Source organism: Pantoea sp. PGP6, from assembly GCF_053474785.1.
The window spans coordinates 383,242-405,523 of record NZ_JBQBMA010000001.1; the positions used below are offsets into that span (position 1 = coordinate 383,242).

General features: G+C 57.4%; 18 protein-coding genes. 6 read left to right on the top strand and 12 right to left on the bottom strand.

Translation table 11 applies throughout. From position 1 onward, the window contains the following. Positions 1 to 7 precede the first annotated feature (7 nt). Positions 8 to 2,077 carry a 4-alpha-glucanotransferase gene (gene malQ / locus ACLIBF_RS01750; protein ID WP_448309206.1) on the top strand — a complete coding sequence of 690 codons (2,070 nt, stop codon included), beginning with the start codon at positions 8 to 10 and terminating at the stop codon, positions 2,075 to 2,077. A 38-nt stretch (positions 2,078 to 2,115) separates the two neighbouring features. Here malQ and nfuA read toward each other — a convergent pair whose 3' ends face one another. Beyond that, entirely contained in the window at positions 2,116 to 2,691 is a 576-nt protein-coding gene (gene nfuA / locus ACLIBF_RS01755; RefSeq protein ID WP_031375648.1) for a Fe-S biogenesis protein NfuA, read from the bottom strand. A gap of 58 nt (positions 2,692 to 2,749) precedes the next feature. After that, positions 2,750 to 3,430: a DNA utilization protein GntX gene (gene gntX, locus ACLIBF_RS01760; protein ID WP_448309208.1), complete on the bottom strand. Its 681-nt coding sequence runs from the start codon at positions 3,428 to 3,430 to the stop codon at positions 2,750 to 2,752. 34 nt (positions 3,431 to 3,464) lie between these two features. On the opposite strand from gntX, the gene bioH reads away from it, so the two are divergent. Together bioH and ACLIBF_RS01770 are read left to right on the top strand one after the other, a co-directional pair. Further along, the gene (bioH, locus tag ACLIBF_RS01765; RefSeq protein ID WP_448309209.1) at positions 3,465 to 4,241 is read left to right on the top strand and encodes a pimeloyl-ACP methyl ester esterase BioH; all 777 of its coding nucleotides are present in this window, start codon (positions 3,465 to 3,467) and stop codon (positions 4,239 to 4,241) included. 168 nt (positions 4,242 to 4,409) lie between these two features. After that, positions 4,410 to 4,679 carry a YdgH/BhsA/McbA-like domain containing protein gene (locus ACLIBF_RS01770; RefSeq protein ID WP_031375651.1) on the top strand — a complete coding sequence of 90 codons (270 nt, stop codon included), beginning with the start codon at positions 4,410 to 4,412 and terminating at the stop codon, positions 4,677 to 4,679. On the opposite strand, the gene ACLIBF_RS01775 is transcribed toward ACLIBF_RS01770, so the two are convergent. The 4 genes from ACLIBF_RS01775 to yjbE form a co-directional block, all read right to left on the bottom strand. Next, positions 4,680 to 6,365 carry a sugar phosphorylase gene (locus ACLIBF_RS01775; protein ID WP_069729419.1) on the bottom strand — a complete coding sequence of 562 codons (1,686 nt, stop codon included), beginning with the start codon at positions 6,363 to 6,365 and terminating at the stop codon, positions 4,680 to 4,682. 127 nt (positions 6,366 to 6,492) lie between these two features. Beyond that, positions 6,493 to 8,820 carry a Tex family protein gene (locus ACLIBF_RS01780; RefSeq protein ID WP_069729418.1) on the bottom strand — a complete coding sequence of 776 codons (2,328 nt, stop codon included), beginning with the start codon at positions 8,818 to 8,820 and terminating at the stop codon, positions 6,493 to 6,495. Between the two features lie 100 nt (positions 8,821 to 8,920). Continuing rightward, positions 8,921 to 9,397, bottom strand: a complete 477-nt coding sequence (gene greB / locus ACLIBF_RS01785) for a transcription elongation factor GreB (protein WP_031375653.1) — start codon at positions 9,395 to 9,397, stop codon at positions 8,921 to 8,923. A 187-nt stretch (positions 9,398 to 9,584) separates the two neighbouring features. Beyond that, a complete protein-coding gene (gene yjbE, locus ACLIBF_RS01790; protein ID WP_031375654.1) occupies positions 9,585 to 9,827 on the bottom strand; it encodes an exopolysaccharide production protein YjbE in 243 nt (80 codons plus the stop codon). A gap of 535 nt (positions 9,828 to 10,362) precedes the next feature. On the opposite strand from yjbE, the gene ompR reads away from it, so the two are divergent. Both ompR and envZ read left to right on the top strand, forming a co-directional pair. Further along, positions 10,363 to 11,082, top strand: a complete 720-nt coding sequence (gene ompR, locus ACLIBF_RS01795; RefSeq protein ID WP_001157751.1) for an osmolarity response regulator transcription factor OmpR — start codon at positions 10,363 to 10,365, stop codon at positions 11,080 to 11,082. Beyond that, a complete protein-coding gene (gene envZ, locus ACLIBF_RS01800; protein ID WP_031375655.1) occupies positions 11,079 to 12,446 on the top strand; it encodes a two-component system sensor histidine kinase EnvZ in 1,368 nt (455 codons plus the stop codon). The genes ompR and envZ overlap by 4 nt, the downstream gene beginning before the upstream one ends. 37 nt (positions 12,447 to 12,483) lie before the next feature. Here the strand turns inward: envZ and pckA are convergent, their stop codons facing one another. From pckA to ACLIBF_RS01825, 5 genes are all read right to left on the bottom strand, one after another. Further along, a complete protein-coding gene (pckA, locus tag ACLIBF_RS01805) occupies positions 12,484 to 14,103 on the bottom strand; it encodes a phosphoenolpyruvate carboxykinase (ATP) (RefSeq protein ID WP_069729417.1) in 1,620 nt (539 codons plus the stop codon). A 352-nt stretch (positions 14,104 to 14,455) separates the two neighbouring features. Beyond that, entirely contained in the window at positions 14,456 to 15,322 is an 867-nt protein-coding gene (gene hslO / locus ACLIBF_RS01810; RefSeq protein ID WP_031375657.1) for an Hsp33 family molecular chaperone HslO, read from the bottom strand. Positions 15,323 to 15,372: 50 nt separating this feature from the next. After that, complete coding sequence (hslR, locus tag ACLIBF_RS01815; protein ID WP_031375658.1) at positions 15,373 to 15,774, bottom strand: ribosome-associated heat shock protein Hsp15; 402 nt, start codon at positions 15,772 to 15,774, stop codon at positions 15,373 to 15,375. A gap of 13 nt (positions 15,775 to 15,787) precedes the next feature. Next, on the bottom strand, positions 15,788 to 16,438 hold the full coding sequence (gene yrfG / locus ACLIBF_RS01820; RefSeq protein WP_279809626.1) for a GMP/IMP nucleotidase: 651 nt from the start codon (positions 16,436 to 16,438) through the stop codon (positions 15,788 to 15,790). A 53-nt stretch (positions 16,439 to 16,491) separates the two neighbouring features. Next, complete coding sequence (locus ACLIBF_RS01825) at positions 16,492 to 18,627, bottom strand: intracellular growth attenuator family protein (protein ID WP_031375660.1); 2,136 nt, start codon at positions 18,625 to 18,627, stop codon at positions 16,492 to 16,494. A 390-nt stretch (positions 18,628 to 19,017) separates the two neighbouring features. On the opposite strand from ACLIBF_RS01825, the gene nudE reads away from it, so the two are divergent. Continuing rightward, the gene (nudE, locus tag ACLIBF_RS01830) at positions 19,018 to 19,584 is read left to right on the top strand and encodes an ADP compounds hydrolase NudE (RefSeq protein WP_031375661.1); all 567 of its coding nucleotides are present in this window, start codon (positions 19,018 to 19,020) and stop codon (positions 19,582 to 19,584) included. 77 nt (positions 19,585 to 19,661) lie between these two features. Here nudE and mrcA read toward each other — a convergent pair whose 3' ends face one another. Beyond that, positions 19,662 to 22,205, bottom strand: coding sequence for a peptidoglycan glycosyltransferase/peptidoglycan DD-transpeptidase MrcA (gene mrcA / locus ACLIBF_RS01835; RefSeq protein ID WP_448309217.1), 2,544 nt, complete (start codon positions 22,203 to 22,205; stop codon positions 19,662 to 19,664). Positions 22,206 to 22,282 lie beyond the last annotated feature (77 nt).

Consider the following 22,282-nt stretch of genomic DNA (forward strand, 5'->3'; position numbering starts at 1 on the left):
GAGCAGCATGAAACAGAACTCACTTGATCAGGCCGCCCGTGCGGCCGGTATTTCACTGGATTACATTAACGTTAACGGCGAGAAAGAGGCGATCAGCGACGACACCAAACGCGCGTTGCTGGCGGTGATGGGCGATCCTCATGATGCAAAGAAGTCACCCTTACCGCCGGTCGCGGTCTTCAGCGGCAGCGGTAAACGTCAGCTCACGCCGCAGGGCAGCGGTGTTTATCACTGGCAGCTCCAGACCGAGAAGGGCAAGCAGCTCAGCGGTGAACTGACGGCCGGCGAATCCTTTACGTTGCCAGGTCCGCTGGCGCAGGGCTATCACCAGCTGACGCTGAGTAAGGGAAAAAAGCAGTGGCAGACCCGCATCATTGTCACGCCGCGCCGCTGCTATCTGCCGCCGGCGCTGGAAGCGGGCGAGAAGCGCTGGGGCGCACTGGTACAGCTCTATACGGTTCGTTCGGCGCAGAACTGGGGCATCGGTGACTTCGGCGATCTGCAGACGCTGCTGGAGCAGCTGGCGGCCCGCGGCGGCGATTTCGTCGGGCTTAATCCGCTGCATGCGCTCTATCCGGCCAGCGCCGATTTTGCCAGCCCCTACAGTCCGTCGTCGCGTCGCTGGCTGAATATTATCTATATCGACGTGGGTCAGGTGGTCGACTTCCAGCAGAGCCCGGCGGCGCAGAAGTGGTGGAAAAGCGCTAAAACGCAGCGGGCGCTGAGCAAAGCGCGTGAGGCGGAGCTGGTCGATTATGAAGCGGTGATGGCGCTTAAGCTGGCCGCGCTGCGCCTCGCCTGGGCACACTTCCAGGCGCGGGATGCAGAGAGCGAAGATAAACAGTCGTGGGCTGCCTTTGTCCGTGAGGGCGGAGACAGCCTGCGCTATCAGGCGGCCTATGATGGCATACAGCTTGAGCGGCGGGCGGGCAATGCGCAGCACTGGGGCTGGCCCGCGTGGCCGGAAGGCTGGCGTAACAGCCAGTTGCCGGAGGTGCAGCACTGGTGCGAGCAGCACCAAGAGGAAATTACCTTCTGGCAGTGGTTGCAGTGGCTGGCACAGCAGCAGTTCTCCCGCTGCTGGTCGCGCAGCCAGGCGCTGGGGATGAGCGTGGGTCTTTATCGCGATCTGGCGGTCGGCGTGGCGGAAGGCAGTGCTGAAACCTGGCACGATCCGGAGCTGTATCGTCTGCAGGCGTCGATTGGCGCGCCGCCCGATCGCCTCGGTCCGCTGGGTCAGTACTGGGGCCTGCCGCCGATGGATCCGCACGTGATGCAGGCGCGAGGTTATCAGCCGTTTATCGACATGCTGCGCGCCAATATGCGCGATTGCGGCGCGTTACGAATCGACCATGTGATGTCGCTGCTGCGCCTCTGGTGGGTGCCGGCCGGGGAAACGGCCGATAAAGGTGCCTACGTGGCCTATCCGGTTGATGATTTGCTCGGCATTCTGGCGCTGGAGAGCCACCGGCTGCGCTGCATGGTGATCGGGGAGGATCTAGGCACCGTACCGAAAGAGATCGTCAGCCTGCTGCGTAAAAGCGGGGTGTTTTCATGGAAGGTGCTGTGGTTCGAGCAGGAGAAAAACGGCAGCTATCGCGCTCCCGCAGCCTACCCGCGCCAGTCAATTGCCAGCGCCAGTACCCATGATTTGCCAACGCTGACCGGGTTCTGGGAGCAGGGCGATCTGTCGCTGGGCGAGAAGATTGGCCTCTATCCGGGTGATGCGGTTAAGGCGCTGCATCAGCAGCGGGCAGAACAGAAGCAGGCGCTGCTTGATGCGCTGCATCAGGCGGGAGCGCTACCGGCCCGCAGTCCGAAAAAAGCCGATAAGCTGGCGATGACGCCGAGGCTGAACCGGGCGATACATCGCTTCCTGGCCGATACCGACAGCGCCCTGCTGGGCCTGCAGCCGGAGGACTGGCTCGGGATGACTACGCCGGTAAATGTGCCGGGCACGGTTGAGCAATACCCCAACTGGCGGCGGAAACTGAGTAAAACGCTGGAAGAGATGTTTGCTGACGAGGAAGTGAATAAGCTGCTTAACGCGGTCAGCCAGCAGCGTAAGCCTGGCTGAACAGATCAGCGCGACAGCCGGGCTGTCGCGCGTGATCATCAATAGAACGAGTGCTCACCGCGCTGGTGCTCGGTGATATCGCGTACGCCTTTCAGTTCCGGGAAGGCGGCCAGCAGCTCTTTCTCGATGCCATCTTTCAGGGTGACGTCGATCATTGAACAGCCATTACAGCCGCCGCCGAACTGCAAAATGGCGTAACCGTCATCGGTGATCTCCATCAGCGACACGCGACCGCCGTGGCCAGCCAGCTGTGGGTTGATCTGCGCCTGCAGCAGATACTCAACGCGCTCTACCATCGGCGCATCGTCAGAGACCTTACGCATTTTGGCGTTAGGCGCTTTCAGCGTCAGCTGCGAACCGAGGTTATCGGTGACGAAATCGATTTCAGCGTCTTCCAGATAGGGCGCGCTCAGTTCGTCAACGTAGGCGGAGAGCTTTTCGAACTTCAGCTCGGTATCCGTCGCTTCAACCGCATCGGGTGGGCAGTAAGAGACACCGCATTCGGCAGTTGGCGTACCCGGGTTAATCACGAATACGCGAATCTGGGTGCCATCTTCTTGTTTGGATAGCAGTTTGGAAAAATGCTCTTGGGCAGAATCAGTAATTCGGATCATGTCGATTGCTCAATAGTTGACTAATTTAGTTGGTTATAATACGCCCATCAATGACGCTCTACAAGGTACGGCACAGGCACCAGATCTGCACGCTGGCCGCTCCCTGCGCCAGTAACAGGCGACTGATTTCTTCTACCGTGCTGCCGGTGGTGACCACGTCATCCAGCAGGGCGATATGGCGTCCGTGCACCGCCATTTCAAGGCGGAAGGCACCGCGAAGGTTTCTGCGGCGCTGGCGGGCGTTCAACTGATGCTGTAACGCCCCCTGTCGCTGACGATGTAATCCCACCCCCCGCTCGCAACCCAGCCAGTGCGCCAGCGGCGCGGCCAGCAGATCGGTTTGATTGTAGCCGCGCTGCCAGCATCGTCGCGGGTGCAGCGGGACCGACAGTAGCAGGTCAGGGCGTGGCAGGTTGCCACGTCGGTAGCTATCCTGCCAGCTTAGCAAAAGCAGCCGCGCCAGCATCACCCTGAGTGCGGTAACGCGAGAAAATTTGAGCTGATTAACCCAGCGACTGAACGGCGGACGGTAGCTGTTTACGCAGATCAGCGCCTGCCAAGGCGGCGGCTTCAGCAGACAGCGTCCGCAGGGCAGCCGCAGGTTACCGGCTGGCAATCCGCAGCGCGGGCAGAGCCGCGGCAGGGCGGGCAGCTGACGTAAACAGAGGCTGCACAGACCGTGTTGCGCGATTCGCAACGGCAACCGGCATAGCCAACACAGGGCAGGCATTGATAGCATAGCGACCTCCTTATCACTTTCGGGATAGTAACTGATGACGTCGCTTTACTGGCACACCTGTGGAACAGGGAATGTGGATCTTGTGCTACTGCACGGATGGGGACTGAATGCGGAAGTCTGGCAAAGCATTATTCCGCGGCTCAGCCCGCACTATCGCCTGCATCTGGTCGATCTGCCTGGCTATGGCCGCAGCCAGGCGTTTGGCGCGCTGACGCTGGACGAAATGGCGCAGCAGTTACTGCCGATGCTGCCTCCGCAGGCGATCGTCGCAGGCTGGTCGCTGGGCGGTCTGGTGGCAACCCAGCTGGCGCTGACCGCGCCGCAACGGCTGCGTGCGCTGATTACCGTGGCATCCTCTCCCTGTTTTACCGCCAATGCAGAGTGGCCAGGTATTAAACCCGACACGCTGCAAAATTTTCAGCAGCTGCTCAGCAATGATTTTCAGCGCACGGTCGAGCGCTTTCTGGCGCTGCAAACCCTGGGAACAGAGACCGCCCGGGCCGACGCGCGCCACCTGAAAGAGGTGGTGCTGTCGCAGCCAATGCCATCGGTGGCGGTGCTGGATAGCGGACTGGATATTTTGCGGCAGGTCGATCTGCGCAGCGCGTTGCCGCAGATATCGCTGCCGTTCCTGCGGCTGTACGGCGCACTGGATGGTTTAGTGCCGCGCAGCATTGCTGCCCGCCTTGATCAGACGCTGCCCGCTTCGCCTTCGCGGGTGATAGACAAAGCCGCCCACGCGCCTTTTATTTCCCATCCGGAGGCGTTTTGTCAGCAGATTATGAATTTCATCAACGATTTGCCGACATAATTGCGCCGGTGACTGGCAAATTTGCCGGTAGCGGCAATACTTCTCTTCGTGAGCAAGGCCGCTGCATTTTTATGTGATTAGTCACGGAGGACTATGCCGTTCCATATAGCCTTACGCGTTTCGCGGCTGCTTACATCTCACAATGGACCATGAATGAGGGTAAACATAATGAAGGTTTTTAAATGGGTTGTGGCTTCAATGATGATGGGCGCGATTTCATTTTCTGCGATGGCGGCGAAAGAGGTCACCAAAGAAGAAGTTAAGAAGATGAACCTGCAGAAGATTGGTACGGTCAATACCACGGCGGAAACCACCTCGCCAATGGATGCGAAAAAAGTGCTGTCGCAGCTTGCTGATGAGAAAGGGGGCAAATATTACCTGGTCATCGCGGGCCGTGAGCACGGTAAATTCAGCGCCACGGCTGACGTCTATAAATAATTAGCGTAACCACATAAACTGCCAGGCATCCAGCCTCACCGGCTGGGTGCCATCAACCTTCCTGCCACTCACCACATCCTGCAAGGTATGCGCCACCGGCAACCGGGTCTCAACCGGACGCCCGCCGAGATTAAACACGCACAGCAGTCCGTCACCGCTTTCTGGCTGATGCCGCCGCATCACCAGCAGCGCATTTTCGCTGTCGTAGAGCGTCATCGGGTTATCGGGATGAAACGCCGGCTGACGACGACGCAGCTGAATCAGCTTACCCAGATGGGTATAGATTTGCTGGCGCAGCCAGTCACCTCCTGCCAGCGCTGCCTCAATCTCTTTTAAAGGGTACTTCTGACGATTAATTGCCCGGTTATGTCCTGCCGCCCGCACGCCATCATAGTGGTTGCGTGAGCCGAGAATGCTCTGGATGTAGATAGCCGGCACGCCGGGGAAGGCCAGCAAAATGGCATGCGCCAGTAAAAATCGCTGCAGGCGGGTCGCGTCATCATCGGTTTCGCGGTTTAACGCATCCAGGTAGGTGACGTTGATTTCATACGGGCTGGTGCTGCCGTCCGGGTTGTTTTTATAGGAGACCAGCGCGCCCTCCAGCGCCAGATCGCGCACCAGCGCCACAATCTCCACCTCGCTCAGAATGCCGCGCGCCGGATTCAGCCCGATACCGTCGTGCGACGCCAGGAAGTTGAAGAAGGTGGTGTCATTACTGCTGAGATCGAGGCTGCTGGCCCACTGCCGCAGTGCGCGCGCCGAGCCGGTGTGGATGCCGTGCAGCACCAGCGGTGGCAGTGAAAACTGGTAGACCATCTGCGCCTCATCATGGCCGTTGCCCAGATAGCTGATGTTGTCCTGATGCGGCACATTGGTCTCGGTGATAATCACCGTGCCCGGCGCGACAATATCGGCGATGGCGCGGAACAGTTTCACCAGCTGATGGGTCTTTTCCAGATGAATGCAGCGGGTGCCGGGCGTTTTCCACATGTAGCCCACCGCATCCAGCCGCACATAATCCGCCCCGCGCTTCAGGTAGTCGAGCAGTACGTTGACCATGCGCAGCAGCACCATCGGATTGGCGAAGTTGAGGTCAATCTGATCGGCGCTAAAAGTGGTCCAGATAAAGCGGGTCTCGCCATCGGCCATCTGAAACGGCGTCAGCAGCGGTGAAGTGCGCGGGCGGGTTACCGCGCTGAGATCGGTGGCGGGCGGCATGCTGATAAAGAAGTCATCCCAGCCCGGGTCCTGCGCCAGAAAGTGTCTGAACCACGCGCTGTGCGACGACATATGGTTACAGACAAAATCAAACATCAGCCGGGTTTCCTGATGCAGCCGCGCCACATCCTGCCAGTCGCCACACAGCGGATCGACCTGATGATAATCAATCACCGAGAAGCCATCGTCAGACGACCAGGGGAAGAACGGCAGCAGGTGCACCAGCGGGAAAATAGACTGCAGGTGCTGCTGATAGAAACGGGAAAAGGTGCTGAGCGTCGGCTTATCGGCTTCGCGAAACTGATCGGCGTAGCTGATCAGCACCACGTCCTGCTCATCCCAGTGCGCTTTACGCGGCAGCTTGATGACATCGCGCGCTTGCGCAATATCCGCCAGCAGCTGAGTACGCATTGCCGCGGGAAAAGTGCCAGCATAAATCTTATCGATTAGATCGGTGATCGTTTCCATCGTGAGTTGGGTGCCACAGCAGGTGTTGTTTTTATGACAGGCGTCTTTCTAGCGTAGCGCTATGGCAGGGATTTTCCACTGAGGGAGTGAGATTGAAAGGGGGGCAAGCTGCGCCCCCCTGAAAAAGCTAGCGTTTCTTACCGAATGCGGCGGCCAGCGCATCGCCCATCGCGCTGTTACCGGCTGGCTGGCTGGCCGGACGAGGACGTCCTTTGCCACCGGCGGGCCGTTTGTCGTCGCGCGGCGCGGCGTTTTTCGCTCCGCCACGGGCGTTGCCTTCACCGGGCTGCTCATCCAGACGCATCGTCAGGGCAATTCGCTTGCGCGGCAGGTCGACTTCCATCACCTTCACTTTGACGATATCGCCCGCCTTCACCACCTGGTGAGGATCGTCGACGAAGCGGTCGGAGAGTGACGAGATGTGTACCAGACCATCCTGATGCACTCCGATATCGACGAATGCGCCGAAGTTGGTGACGTTGGTTACCGCACCTTCCAGAATCATGCCCGGCGTCAGGTCATTCAGCGTTTCGACGCCTTCAGCAAACTGCGCAGTTTTGAATTCAGGACGCGGGTCGCGGCCCGGCTTCTCCAGCTCTTTCATGATGTCAGTTACGGTCGGTAAACCGAAACGCTCATCGGTGAAATCGTGGGCGCGCAGATTACGCAGGCTACCAGGGTTGCCCATCAGGTCGCTCAGCGCCTGTTCGGTGGCGGCCAGAATCCGCTCCACCACCGGATAGGCTTCCGGGTGGACGGTCGAGGCATCAAGCGGGTTGTCGCCATGATTGATGCGCAGGAAGCCGGCACACTGTTCAAAGGCTTTCGGGCCCAGACGGCTGACTTTCAGCAGCTGCTGGCGATTCTGGAACCGGCCGTTCTCATCACGCCAGCCGACAATATTCTGCGCCATCATTCGCGTCAGACCGGCAACGCGGGTCAGCAGGGGCACCGACGCGGTATTCAGATCCACACCGACGGCGTTCACACAGTCTTCCACCACCGCATCCAGTTTCTTCGCCAGCTGACTCTGACTGACGTCATGCTGGTACTGGCCGACACCGATCGATTTCGGGTCGATCTTCACCAGCTCCGCCAGCGGATCCTGCAGACGCCGCGCAATGGAGACTGCGCCGCGCAGCGAAACATCAAGATCCGGGAACTCCAGCGCCGCCAGTTCAGACGCCGAGTACACCGAGGCGCCGGCTTCGCTGACAATCACTTTCTGCGCCGTGACCTGCGGGAACTGCTGTTGCAGATCGAGGAAGAAACGCTCGGTTTCGCGCGACGCGGTACCGTTGCCAATCGCCACCAGCTCAACCTGATGTTTGATGCAGAGCGCGGCCACGGCAGCGGCCGCTTTCGCCGTCTGGCCGGTGTGTGGATAAACGGTATCGGTCGCCACCAGTTTGCCGGTCGCATCCACTACCGCCACTTTGACACCGGTACGCAGACCCGGATCGAGGCCCATGGTGGCGCGCATGCCAGCCGGTGCCGCCATCAGCAGATCGTGCAGGTTGCGGGCGAAAACGTTGATCGCTTCATCTTCAGCACGCTCGCGTACCGTGCCCATCAGCTCGGTTTCCAGATGCAGCATCACCTTGATGCGCCAGGTCCAGCTCACCACCGCTTTACGCCAGCTGTCCGCCGGGGCGTTATTCAGACGCAGGTTAAGGTGCTCGGCAATCAGCGTTTCGCCATGGCTTTCACGTGGCGCTTCATCGAACTGCGGATCGGCGTTGAGCGACAGCTGCAGTACGCCTTCATTACGGCCACGCAGCATCGCCAGCGCACGGTGTGACGGCACGCTGCTCAGCGCTTCATGGTGATCAAAATAGTCGCGGAACTTGGCACCCGCTTCTTCTTTACCTTCCACCACGCGCGAAACCAGATGGGCATTCTTCCACAGGTAGTTACGCACTTTCGCCAGCAGGGCGGCGTCTTCGGCGAAACGCTCCATCAGGATATAGCGAGCGCCATCCAGCGCGGCGCGCACGTCAGCCACGCCTTTATCGGCGTCGACGTAGCGTTCAGCCAGCTGTTCAGGCGAGTGGGACGGATCCTGCCATAAGGTGTCGGCCAGCGGTTCCAGACCGGCTTCAATCGCGATCTGACCACGGGTGCGGCGTTTCGGTTTATAGGGCAGGTAGAGATCTTCAAGCTCGGTCTTGCTGAGGGTGGTATTGATGGCGCGAGCAAGGTCGTCGGTGAGTTTACCCTGCTCGTCAATCGACTTCAGAATCGACTGACGGCGCTCTTCAAGTTCACGCAGATAGCTGAGGCGGGTTTCCAGCTGGCGCAGTTGGGTATCATCCAGCCCACCGGTGACCTCTTTACGATAACGTGCGATAAACGGCACGGTATTCCCTTCATCTAACAGGCGAACGGCGGCATCAACTTGCTCTGCCCGCGCCTGTAGCTCACTGGCAATTATCTGGCTCAGAACTTTCATCATCAGGACTGTCTTGCTTTCCGGGTTGAGAAATAGCGGACAGTTATACGGATTGATGGTTGAAATTGCCAGAGATGCGGCCGGCTTTCAGCGATATTCTGAATCACCCTTCCTGATAGCGGATTTCATTGACATACCACAGCGCCGGACCGGCTGGCGTCTCGACGGTAGCGGCATCACCAACCTCTTTTTTCAGCAACGCGCGTGCCATCGGCGAGTCAATGGAGATGTAATCTTTGCGGCCGAAAATCTCATCATAACCCACAATGCGAAAGCGCTTAACGTCACCGTCATCGTTTTCAATTTCGACCCAGGCACCAAAGAACACTTTGCCATCCTGCTGCGGCGAATAGTCTACGATGCGCAACTGTTCCAGACTTTTGGTCAGGTAACGTACGCGACGATCAATTTCACGCAGGCGCTTTTTGTTGTACTGATAATCGGCGTTTTCACTGCGATCGCCGAGGCTGGCAGCCCAGGTGACTTTTTTGGTCACTTCCGGTCGCTCTTCACGCCACAGGTAGTCGAGTTCTGCTTTCAGCTTATCGAAGCCTTCGCGGGTAATCAGTCGGGTTTTCATGCTGCATTGGCCAGAAAGAATCAAAGAGCGTCAGTGTAAGGCAAAGGGGGCGTGGCAAAAAAGAGTCGGGGAACGGGTTTTTAAAGTCTAAAAACCCACGTTGACTTCCCCGGCGGCGAAAAGGGTGGCTGCAAAAACGTGTTCTGAAGCCGATAGTGACTGAAGCCAATAAAGCAGAGGGTAAAAATTATTTTCCGGCGTGGGTCGCCGTGGTCGTCGAGGTGCTGCCGTGTCCGTCACCGCCGCCACCGGCGGTAGCCAGTGCGACACCGAGCAGGGCGGCAACCGCGCCGACGCCGATGGCATTAGAGTTCCCTTGTGCAGTGGTGGTCGCCTGAGCGCCCGCCGCTTCACCTGTAGCGATAGCTGCGTAAGTTGGGCTGACGCTGCCAAATGCCAGCGCGCTCAGCAGTAAAATTGTTTTTTTCATTGTGTTATCCCCGTTGAGACGTCAATTGATGCCAGAGCAGTCTGGTTGAAATTTTCCGGGGCGAAAAGTTGGCTTTACTGATTGATTTAATGAACTTTATTTTTAACTGGCCTTGCTAAAGGCGTCGGTCAAAATAATCCGAGAGAAGTCTGGCGGGAATAAACGGTTTGCTGGAATTTTATGCTGCGAAAGCGGCAATGCTGTAGATTATCTAGAGCTAATCAACAATGATGGCTGATGTTTAAGTCAAATTCTCTGTTAACCTGCTGAATTTGCTGGCTGAATAAAAACTGGCGCGTTTCTGACGCCAGCGATGAAGAGAAATCAGAGCGATATTTCGGAATTGCCGTAATTCTGTTATTCAGGCTGAAAAGCGGTTATATCCCGGTGCTGATGCGGTTAAATTAAATATAAGCTGCTGTTTAATATGCTTTGTAACAATTTCGGCTAGAATATAAACCATTAATGACTGTCACTATAAGGCATCTTTTTTTAACAATGTTGGCTCAGGCAATAGCGCCTTTGGGAGTTGAAAATGCAAGAGAACTACAAAATTCTGGTCGTCGATGATGATATGCGTCTGCGTGCACTGCTTGAACGCTATCTCACCGAGCAGGGCTTTCAGGTGCGCAGTGTTGCTAACGCCGAGCAGATGGACCGTTTGTTAACCCGTGAATCTTTTCATCTGATGGTGCTCGACCTGATGTTACCTGGCGAAGATGGCCTGTCGATCTGTCGCCGTCTGCGCAGCCAGAGCAACCCGATGCCAATCATTATGGTGACCGCCAAGGGCGAAGAAGTGGATCGCATCGTCGGGCTGGAAATCGGCGCGGATGACTACATCCCGAAACCGTTTAACCCGCGTGAACTGCTGGCCCGTATCCGGGCGGTGCTGCGTCGTCAGGCCAATGAACTGCCGGGCGCGCCTTCACAGGAAGAGGCGGTCATCGCCTTTGGTAAGTTCAAGCTCAACCTCGGTACCCGTGAGATGTTCCGCGAAGATGAGCCAATGCCACTCACCAGCGGCGAGTTCGCGGTGCTGAAAGCGCTGGTCAGCCATCCACGTGAGCCGCTGTCGCGCGATAAGCTGATGAACCTGGCACGTGGCCGCGAATACAGCGCCATGGAACGCTCGATCGACGTACAGATCTCCCGCCTGCGTCGTATGGTGGAAGAGGACCCGGCGCATCCGCGTTATATCCAGACCGTCTGGGGCCTGGGCTACGTCTTTGTACCGGACGGCAGTAAAGCATGAGGCGACTGCGCTTCTCGCCACGCAGTTCGTTTGCCCGCACCTTGCTGTTGATCGTTACCCTGCTGTTTGTCAGCCTGGTAACGACCTACCTGGTGGTGCTGAACTTCGCCATTCTTCCCAGTCTGCAACAGTTCAATAAGGTGCTGGCCTACGAAGTGCGTATGCTGATGACCGACCGGTTGCAGCTGGAAGATGGCACGCAGCTGGAAGTGCCACCGGCGTTTCGCCGGGAAATCTACCGCGAACTGGGGATCTCGCTCTATACCAATGCAGCAGCAGAAGAGAGCGGATTGCGATGGGCGCAGCACTATGAATTCCTGAGCGAGCAGATGGGCCAGCAGCTTGGCGGTCCTACCGACGTGCGGGTTGAAGTTAATAAGAACTCCCCGGTAGTGTGGCTGAAAACCTGGCTGTCACCTGACATCTGGGTGCGGGTGCCGCTGACCGAAATCCATCAGGGCGATTTTTCGCCGCTGTTCCGCTACACCCTGGCGATTATGCTGCTGGCGATTGGCGGCGCCTGGCTGTTTATTCGCATTCAGAACCGACCGCTGGTCGATCTGGAGCATGCCGCCTTGCAGGTCGGACGCGGCATTATTCCGCCGCCGCTGCGCGAATATGGCGCCTCGGAGGTGCGTTCGGTCACCCGTGCCTTTAACCAGATGGCGGCAGGCGTGAAGCAACTGGCCGACGATCGCACCCTGCTGATGGCGGGCGTCAGCCACGATTTGCGTACTCCGCTGACCCGCATCCGTCTCGCCACCGAGATGATGAGCGAGCAGGATGGCTATCTGGCAGAGTCGATTAATAAAGATATCGAAGAGTGCAACGCCATCATCGAGCAGTTCATCGACTATCTGCGTACCGGTCAGGAGATGCAGACCGAGCGCGCCGATCTCAACAGCGTGCTGGGCGAGGTGGTGGCCGCTGAGAGCGGATATGAACGTGAGATTGAAAATGCGGTGATGCCGGAAGAGCTGATGCTGGATATCAATCCGCTGTCGATCAAACGCGCGCTGGCGAATCTGGTGGTTAACGCGGCGCGGTACGGTAATGGCTGGATCAAGGTCAGTAGCGGACGGGAACTGCATCGCGCCTGGTTTCAGGTGGAAGATGATGGTCCGGGCATCAAGCCGGATCAGCTGGCGCATCTGTTCCAGCCGTTTGTGCGCGGTGATAGCGCCCGCAGCACCAGCGGTACCGGGCTGGGGCTGGCGATTGTGCAGCGTATTATCGATGCGCATCAGGGATCGCTGGAGATTGGTGAGAGTGAACGCGGCGGGTTACGGATCCGTGCCTGGCTGCCGTTAGTTGAAACTCTGGCGCTGAGCCACAACAACAGCAGCAACAGCGTTTCAGGCTAAAAAAACCGGCGCGGGCAGGGTGCCGCGCCGGTTTTTTTTAGCGTTGCGGACCGGCTTTGACCAGCGCCGCACCGGCTTCGTTATCGGTATATTTGGCGAAGTTATCAATAAACCGCTGCGCCAGACCCTCGGCTGCTGCGGTCCACTGCTCCTCGCTTTCCCAGCTGCGACGCGGATCGAGCGTATCGGCATTCAGCTCACCCAGACTCACCGGCATCTGCAGATTAAAAATCGGCAGCGTTTCTGTCGGTGCATCATCCAGTTCACCGGCCAGAATCGCATTGATGATGGCGCGGGTGTTCTTCAGAGAGATACGTTTGCCGCTGCCGTTCCAGCCGGTGTTAACCAGATAAGCCTGCGCCCCGGCCGCTTCCATCCGCTTCACCAGCACTTCGGCGTACTGCGTCGGATGCAGCGTCAGGAACGCCGCGCCGAAGCAGGCAGAGAAGGTCGGCGTCGGCTCAGTCACACCGCGCTCGGTACCGGCCAGCTTGGCGGTAAAGCCCGACAGGAAATGATACTGAGTCTGCTCAGGGGTCAGGCGGGAGACCGGTGGCAGCACGCCAAAGGCATCGGCGGTCAGGAAGATCACCTTCTTCGCGTGGCCCGCTTTGGAGACCGGCCGCACGATGTTGTCGATATGGTCGATCGGGTAAGAGACGCGGGTATTTTCGGTTTTACTGCCGTCGGCGTAATCGACGCTGCCATCTTCGCGCACCACCACATTCTCCAGCAGCGCATTGCGGCGAATCGCATGGTAGATCTCCGGCTCGGCCTGCTCAGAGAGGTTGATGGTTTTGGCGTAGCAGCCACCCTCGAAGTTAAACACCCCGTCGTCATCCCAGCCGTGCTCATCATCGCCAATCAGCTGACGCTGTGGATCGGTGGAGAGCGTGGTTTTGCCGGTGCCGGACAGGCCAAAGAACACCGCAACGTCGCCCGCTTTGCCGACGTTGGCGGAACAGTGCATAGAAGCAATGCCTTTCAGCGGCAGCAGGTAGTTCATCACCGCGAACAGCCCTTTTTTCATCTCGCCGCCGTACCAGGTTCCGCCGATCAACTGCATCCGCTCGGTCAGGTTGAAGGCAACGAAATTCTCTGAATGCAGCCCCTGCGCCTGCCAGTCCGGGTTGGTGCATTTCGCGCCGTTCATCACCACGAAGTCGGGGGTAAAGCTGGCCAGCTCCGCCTCATCCGGCTGGATAAACATGTTTTTCACGAAGTGCGCCTGCCAGGCCACCTCGGTGACGAAGCGTACGCTCAGGCGGGAGTCGGCATTGGCCCCGCAGAAGGCATCCACCACAAACAGGCGCTTGCCGGAAAGCTGCCGGGTAACGCACGCTTTCAGCGCGTTCCAGGTCTCCTGCGACAGCGGCTGATTATCGTTTTTGCCGGTGCCCTGATCGTTCCACCACAGGGTATCGCGCGTGGTGTCGTCACGCACAATGTACTTATCCTTTGGCGATCGCCCGGTAAAAATCCCGGTATCCACGGCAATCGCGCCGCTCTGCGTCAGGGTGCCACGTGCAAAACCATCGAGGTCCGGGCGTGTCTCTTCCTGAAACAGCGTGTCGTAATCAGGGTTGTAGACCACTTCCGTGGTATCCACGATGCCCAAAGCGGCAAGGTCTTGCGAGGTCAGGCCGTTAACGCGCATTTTACTGCTCCTTAAATCGGTGTCTGTTCTGCAAAGCAGAGATAGGTTGGGATCGTGCCGCCCGGCACCCTTCATTGAGGGTTAACAGCCCGTCGCCAGCTTGCCGCATCCGAAAAGCAGGCCGGTTCAGGCATCTGCCTCTGGATTATGGGCGGCTGCACGATCGCGCGCAGTTTACTCCTCTGCGTTTCGGGAAAAAGTCTGGTGATCTAAAAATGCGACTCAGGGCGCGTTAAGACTATGTTTCGAACGTTTTGAAGATGTTATGAAAGTAAAAAAAGATAATTTCTCAAGAAAATTATGGGGATAGGCGGAGCGGGGCGGGAAAGGGCGGCTAAAGCCGCCCGATAAATCAGTGCAGACGGTCGTTGTTTTCCAGCGAATGGCTACGGATGCCGGCAATATCGACAGCATCAAACACGTAGTTTGAGCCGCAGTAATCACAGTGCATATCGATTTTGCCATCTTCCGCGATGATCTCATCGACCTCTTCCTGCGGCAGCGTTTTCAGGACTTCGCCACAGCGCTCACGCGAGCAGGTGCATTTGTAGATCACCGGCTGCGGATCGTAGAGGGTCGCTTCTTCCTGATGGTAGAGACGCCACAGTACCTCATTGGCCGGCAGATCGATCAGCTCGTCGGTTTTGATGGTTTCGGTCAGCGTTGCCAGATGGTCGAACGCTTCTTTCTCCGTCTCCTGCGCTGGCATAACCTGCAGCAGGATACCGGCTGCGCCTTTCTCGCTAGTGCGGATAAACAGCCGCGTCGGCAGCTGCTCTGAGCGCATGAAGTAATCTTCCAGGCATTCGGCCAGCGTCTCGCCTTCCAGCCCGACCACGCCCTGATAGCGTTCACCTTTCTCCGGAGAGATGGTGATCACCAGATAGCCGTTGCCGACCATGCTTTTCAGCGTGCTGTCGGCCGGAATGTCGCCTTTAATCCGCGCCACGCCGCGCAGCTCCTGATTGTTGTTGCCGTTAATTACCGCCAGCGACAACGGACCGTCACCCTGCAGCTGCACGGTGATTTCGCCGTCAAACTTCAGCGTGGCGGTCAGCAGGCTGGTTGCCACCAGCATCTCACCCAGCAGGGTATTCACCGCGGCCGGATAGTCGTGGTTCTTCACGGTTTCGCGCCAGGTGTTAGAGACGTTCACCAGCTCGCCACGTACCGCGGCATTTTCAAACAGATAACGGTGCAGTTGATCCTGGACTGACATATTTTTTTCTCTCGTTGGGGCGGGGCGGTGACGCGTCAGTTAAGACGGCGCTACTCATCGCCCGATAATTTAAACTTCATCAAATCGCGACGCTCTTTCTTATCAGGTCGCCGATCGGGATGTGGCATCGTCAGGGCATTCATCTTGCGCGCCTGCGCCACTTTCTCGCGTTTTTCGATGCTGGCATCCGTTTCCCGATAGAGCTGCTGGGCTTCACTGGCCGGGCGGCGTTGATTACTGATTTCCACCACCACCACCGTCCGTTCATCGTTGCCCTGGCGGAGTGTCAGCTCTGCATTCAGCTCCACCAGCTTGCCGGGTTTGCTGCGCTGACCGTTGTAATGCACCTTGCCGCCTTCAATCATCTCGCGCGCCAGCGCACGGGTTTTATAAAAGCGGGCTGCCCACAGCCACTTATCGAGGCGCACGCCTTCGCTGCTTTTCTCTTTCATTGCTGCTCCTGACTCAGATCAGCGTCTGGTAATCGCTCACCGCGACGTGACGCTCGAAGATTTGCTCAGGACGGCCCGAATCGGGATTACTTACGCCTAAGCACCAGCCGATGCCAGCTAACTTCGCCGCATCCAGAATCACTTCGCTGTCATCGATAAACAGCGTACGCCGTGCGCAATAGCCGGTGTGCTGTTGTACCGCCTGCCATAAACGTTGGTCTTCTTTCGGATACCCAAAGGTATGGGTAGAAAGTAATAAATCAAGGTGTGGCGCTAAACCTGTCTGCGCCAGTTTGACGTCCAGATTGTAAGGATGCGCATTGGTGAGCAGAATGGTGCGCTTGCCTGCGCGTCGCAGTGCCTGCAGAAACGGCAGCGTATCGGCACGAAGCGCCACGCGGCTGCGCAGTTCCCAGGTCATGGTGCGGATATCCAGCGCCAGTGCCTGCGCCCAGTAATCCAGACAATACCAGTTTAGCGTATGAGCTACGGCCTGATACTTTTCCGCGATGATCTGTTCCGCCTCATCCGGCGTGATGCCGCGTTGCTGGCTGAGGATGTCAGGCACATGCTCCAGCCAGAAGTGACGGTCAAACGCCAAATCCAGCAGCGTGCCGTCCATATCCAGCAGTACGGTATCAATCTCAGACCAGTCGACGATCATGGTGTCTCACCCTGTAAAAAACCGGGCGACAGGGTAGCACAGAAGGGCAGGGCTCAGAATAACGAGCGCACACCCTGCAAAGTGCCGAGGTTATGGTTGAAGCACTTGTCGTAATAGTGCTGGATATCGGTCATCCGCTGACGATTACGGTGCATGCGGCGCAGCGCCAGCAGACCGTTGATCACTGCGCAGGTAACCAGCACCAGCAGCAGCAGGGCGGTGCCGAGATAACGCCACTGCGCCATCGCATCCGGCTCATTATGCAGCGCGATGTGGCGGGTGCCGTTGGCATCGGTCGACAGGCTGGTGATAATGCCGCTGGCGCTGAACGGCGTGTGCAGCAGCATAGCGGACATACGCTGCAGCTCGCGCCACTGAGACGGCGGATCGAGGTCAAACAGGGAAACGCTCGGCTGAGGCTGATTCACCAGCTGGCGACCCTCATCGCTGACAATCAGGAAACCGCCTGGCGGTGGGCTGTTAAGGTTTTCCGCTGCGCGCCGGGTTTCACGAAAGAAGAAGGTCGAGGTGGCGGTATTCACCAGGTTTTCCAGCGCCTCGGCACTGACCGGACGCAGCAGCACATTCATACCGTTCAGCTGACCCGAGTCGGCCCGGCGCACCAGCGCTTCCCAGTCTTTCGCGTTGCCTAAATTGACCAGTGCGTTCTTTAACCGCACGCAATCCTGCGGCTGATTACACAAATCCTGCGTCTTCATCACCAGATCGGAGAAGTCATCCAGCAGGATCATGCCGGATTTCTGAATCGCGGAGGCCAGCTGCGGGTTCAGTTTCGGATCGGTGTTGGTTTCCGGGTGCAGCTGCCGTGTCGTGGTCTCCAGCAGGGCGGCGGCCTTGTCGATGATGTCCGACTGCGGCTGCGGCAGAGGCGTCGCGTTATTCCAGTAGACCGCCGAGCAGTCGAACGGCATAAAGGCGTAATTACGGTTGCTCTGATAATTGTCAGGCACCGAACACATGCCGGTGCCGGTGACCTTGAGGCTATCACCGATATTCAGCGGCACGCTGCTGAGCTTATCAACGCTGCTCACTTCCAGACTGTCGGTGCCTTTAGCCCAGGCCAGGCTGAGTTTGATCGGCATGCTGAGCGGGATCCAGGTCACCAGCAGGGCCAGCACCGCCAGCGAACCACAGGCCAGCACCACGTTTTTACGCCAGCGCTGGATGGGAAAGTTTTTCACTTCATCCTGCAGCGAAAGGAACCGGCCCTGACGCACCACCTGACGGTTCAGGTAGATTTCCACATCGGTAACCTGACCGAGATCGTGCGCCACATAAGGTTGCCAGTGCGGCGGATAGGCGAGGTCGATAATCCCCAGCGTGATGTTGCTCTGTTCCTGATTAGACTCGCTGAACAGGCCCCAGCGCTTCGGCGCGCCGCGCAGACAGTGAATATCACGCAGGCCGCGTTCACCAGGAACCCGATAGAGCAGCCACAGGCTGGCGGCGATCATCGCTGCGCCAGCCAGCACCAGCCAGATCATCAGGGTGGCCGGCACCAGCAGGCTGAAGAAGAATAACAACAGGGCGAGCGAGATAATGACCGCTTCACGGGTGCCATCCGGACGCGACAGACGATACTCTTCCGGCGTCTCTTTACGCACCTTAAGCAGCTCAACGCTCTCGGTTTCCGCTTTGCGGATCGACGCATTGGTTGAGACCGGACGCATCAGCGTCGGCAGGCTTTGTTGATCAACAGCGTAATCGACCAGCGAATGACCGTTTAGGGAGATTACCAGCGGGATCGATTGGGTTCGGATCAGTTCAACGTAGTTTTCATCGGTGATGTACTGCTCCCACAGCGGCGGCAGATGAACTTCGACTTCATCGAGGTAGTAGCGCCATTTATGGGGATCGTCGGTCGACAGGCCGTAGCGGGTAATCGCACGGGTGACCGGATAGACGTTATTACTTTGTGCGGTCAGGGTCAGACGTTCAGGCGCGGCGCGTTTGCCCGTTGTAACGGTAGTGCGCGGCTGCTTTTCCAGCGCAGCGACATACTTATCGACCGCCTTACGCTCCTGATCAGACAGTTTGCGGCAGGGCGGACTGATAAATGGCAATGGTTTCGCCAACGGCGGACGATGCCGCATAGCGTACCAAAACCCAATGCCTGCCAGAATTGAACAGGTTAGCACTATGGCCAATATCGTAAAGATTGTGCTCATACTCTGCTCAACTCAGCCAAAATGCTGTCTTCACTTTAAACTTACGCTCCCGGATACGCCCATTATTTAAGACAAATTATGGGGGGTTAAACAACTCTGACGAGTCAAGCATACAAAAAAATAGTACTGAAAATCATTAAATTAGCATTTGTTAAACCCTGCCTTGCCCGAATGGTAACCGTCTCAGACTGAATTAAATATCGGTATTATCTGAAACTGATCGGGGTGTATTGACTAATGCAAATTTTTTCATGCTGATAACCACAAGGGGGTAGTGGCTAACCGTAAACGGCGTAACGACAACCTCCTGGTCTGACTGTCGCACAATTGTCTGCGGTTAGGTATGCTAATTCGTTCCTGAGAGCCGGCGCAGTAAAGTTTGAGGCTGATATGAAAAACCCGTTAAAAAAACCTGACATCCTCAATGTAACAGCCGTGGCGCGTTCACGATTGTTTACCATCGAAGCGGTCGATCTGGCCTTTAGCAATGGTGCGCGGCGCGTTTATGAGCGGATGAAACCCTCAGAACGTGAGGCGGTCATGATTGTGCCGATCATTGATGACCATCTTATTCTGATTCAGGAATATGCCGTGGGGCTGGAAAGCTATGAACTGGGCTTTCCCAAAGGGCTGATCGATGCCGGTGAGTCAGTTAATCAGGCCGCCGACCGCGAACTTAAAGAAGAAGTGGGCTTTGGCGCAGGTCAGCTGACCCCGCTGGGCAAGCTGACGATGGCACCCTCCTACTTTTCCAGCAAAATGAACATCGTGATTGCTGAAGGGCTGTATGCCGAAAAGCTGGAAGGGGATGAACCAGAACCGCTGATCGTGCATCGCTGGCCGCTGAGCGACATGTTGTCACTGTTACAGGAGCCTGATTTCCGTGAGGCGCGTAACGTCAGTGCACTGTTTATGGCGCGCGAATGGCTGGTGAAGCAGGGGCGTCTGGGTTACTGAGTCAGACCTACTGAGTAAAAACGTTCTGCATAAAAAAAGGCCGACATCTGTCGGCCTTTTGTGATCTGCGTTGCACATCAGAACAGTTCGTGGCTCTGGCCATTATCCATAATGGTGGTGCCGACATCATGTACCGAATATTCGGTTGGCTGAGTCCCTTCGATGAAGTATTCCTGACGGGTGTTGCCACCGCCGTTCGCCAGCTTGCCGGTACTGCGATCGATGGTCACCGTGACAATGCCTTCTGGCGGCGTTAACGGCTGCACCGGCACGCCATCCAGCGCACTCTTCATAAATTCATCCCATGCTGGCTGCGCGCTCTTCGCACCGCCTTCATAGCCTGAAATCTGATCGGGGATCGCGCCTGACAGCGTGCTGCGGCCCAGATTGCGGCGGGCATCGTCAAAGCCAATCCACACTGAGGTCACCACGCCCGGACCGTAACCGGAGAACCAGGCATCTTTCGAGCTGTTGGTGGTACCGGTTTTACCGCCGATGTCATTACGCTTGAGATCACGACCGGCGCGCCAGCCGGTACCCATCCAGCCTGGCTCGCCGAAGATATTCGAGTTCAGCGCGCTCTTGATCAGGAAGGTCAGCGGCGTGTTGATCACGTGCGGCGCATAGTTGCCCTGCTCAGGCGGGGTGGGCACCTGCTCCAGTTCGGGCTGTGGCACCGCCTGATTCTGGTTTTTATCGGATGCCGCCACGTTTTCAACGCTCTCTTCGTTCAGTGCCAGCGCTTTTTTGGTATCGCCGTAGATCACCGGCAGATTGCACTGCGGACAGGCAATTTTCGGTTTCTCTTCAAACACTACGCCGCCCTGTTCATTCTCGATGCGGGTGATGAAGTAAGGGTCGACCAGGAATCCGCCGTTAGCCATCACTGAGTAGCCGCGAACCACCTGTAACGGCGTAAACGAGGCCGCACCCAGCGCCAGCGACTCGGTATGCACGATGTTTTGCGCCGGGAAGCCGAAACGCTGCAGATACTCTGCGGCATAATCGACGCCCATTGCCCGCATCGCACGTACCATCACCACGTTCTTCGACTGGCCTAAGCCCTGACGCAGACGAATCGGGCCATCATAGGTTGGCGGGGAGTTTTTCGGCCGCCAGTCAGCACCGGCACCGGCATCCCAGCGTGAAATCGGCACGTCATTAAGAATCGAAGCCAGCGTCAGGCCACGATCCATCGCGGCGGTATACAGGAAAGGTTTGATGTTCGAACCCACCTGACGCAGCGCCTGAGTCGCACGGTTAAACATGCTCTGGTTGAAATCGAACCCGCCGACCAGCGCACGCACTGCGCCGTCGTTCGGATCGAGTGAGACCAGTGCGGAGTTCACATCCGGAACCTGACCCAGCCACCATGCATCGTCGACCTTGCGCACCCAGATCTGCTGGCCGGGCTGTAATACCTGGCTGACGCTTTTCGGCGTTGGCCCCTGCACGGTGTCAGATTTATAAGGACGGGCCCAGCGAACGCCCGTCAAGGTCAGCGAGACATTGCTGCCATCTTTCATCATCACGGTCGCCTCATCGCTCCGTGCTTCGGTGACGACCGCCGGCTGAAGCGGGCCGTAGACCGGCAGCGTCTTCAGCGCTTTCTCGATCCGCGCCTGATCCCACGCCGGTTCGCCAACTTTCCACAGCACGCTGGTCGGGCCGCGATAGCCATGACGCATGTCGTAAGCCATCACGTTATTGCGCACCGAGGTCTGCGCCGCCTGCTGCAGGCGACGGGTCACCGTGGTGTAAACCTTGTAACCGTCGGTATAGGCATTTTCACCGTACCGTTTCACCATCTCCTGACGCACCATCTCGCTGAGATAAGGGGCGGAGAAGGCGATTTCCGGACCATGATACTTCGCCACCAGTGGCGTATTACGCGCCTCGTCGTACTGCTGCTGGGTGATGTAATGCTGATCCAGCATGCGCGCCAGCACCACGTTGCGACGTGATAAGGCGCGGCTGTGCGAGTAAAGCGGGTTGAACGTCGAAGGCGCTTTCGGCAGACCGGCAATCATCGCCATTTCACTCAGCGACAGCTGATCGACCGGCTTACCAAAATAGACCTGCGAGGCAGCACCGACGCCGTAGGCGCGATAGCCGAGGTAAATTTTATTGAGGTAGAGCTCAAGAATTTCATCTTTATTCAGCAGCTGCTCAATACGAATCGCCAGAAACGCTTCCTTTATTTTACGCATCAGCGTGCGTTCCGGACTCAGGAAGAAGTTACGCGCTAACTGTTGAGTAATGGTACTGGCGCCCTGTGAGGCGTGGCCCGACACCAGCGCAATGCTGGCGGCACGGAAGATGCCGACCGGATCGACGCCATGATGCTCATAAAAACGGCTATCTTCAGTCGCAATAAACGCTTTCACCATCTCAGGCGGGACTTGCTGCAGCTTTAAAGGAATACGGCGCATTTCACCGTACTGCGCGATCAAATCGCCCTCAGCGCTGTAAACCTGCATCGGCGTTTGCAGACGCACATCTTTCAGCGTGTTCACATCGGGCAACTGTGGCTCTATGTATTTGTACAAACCATAAATCGAGCCTGCTCCCAACAACATGCAACACACTGCAAGGATCAATAAATACTTTACGAACTTCACCTGGAATTTCCCATCTGTTGTCGTTTGAGCAGTTTATAAACAACCGCGCGGTAGTATAAAGGCAAGCCAGACGCTTT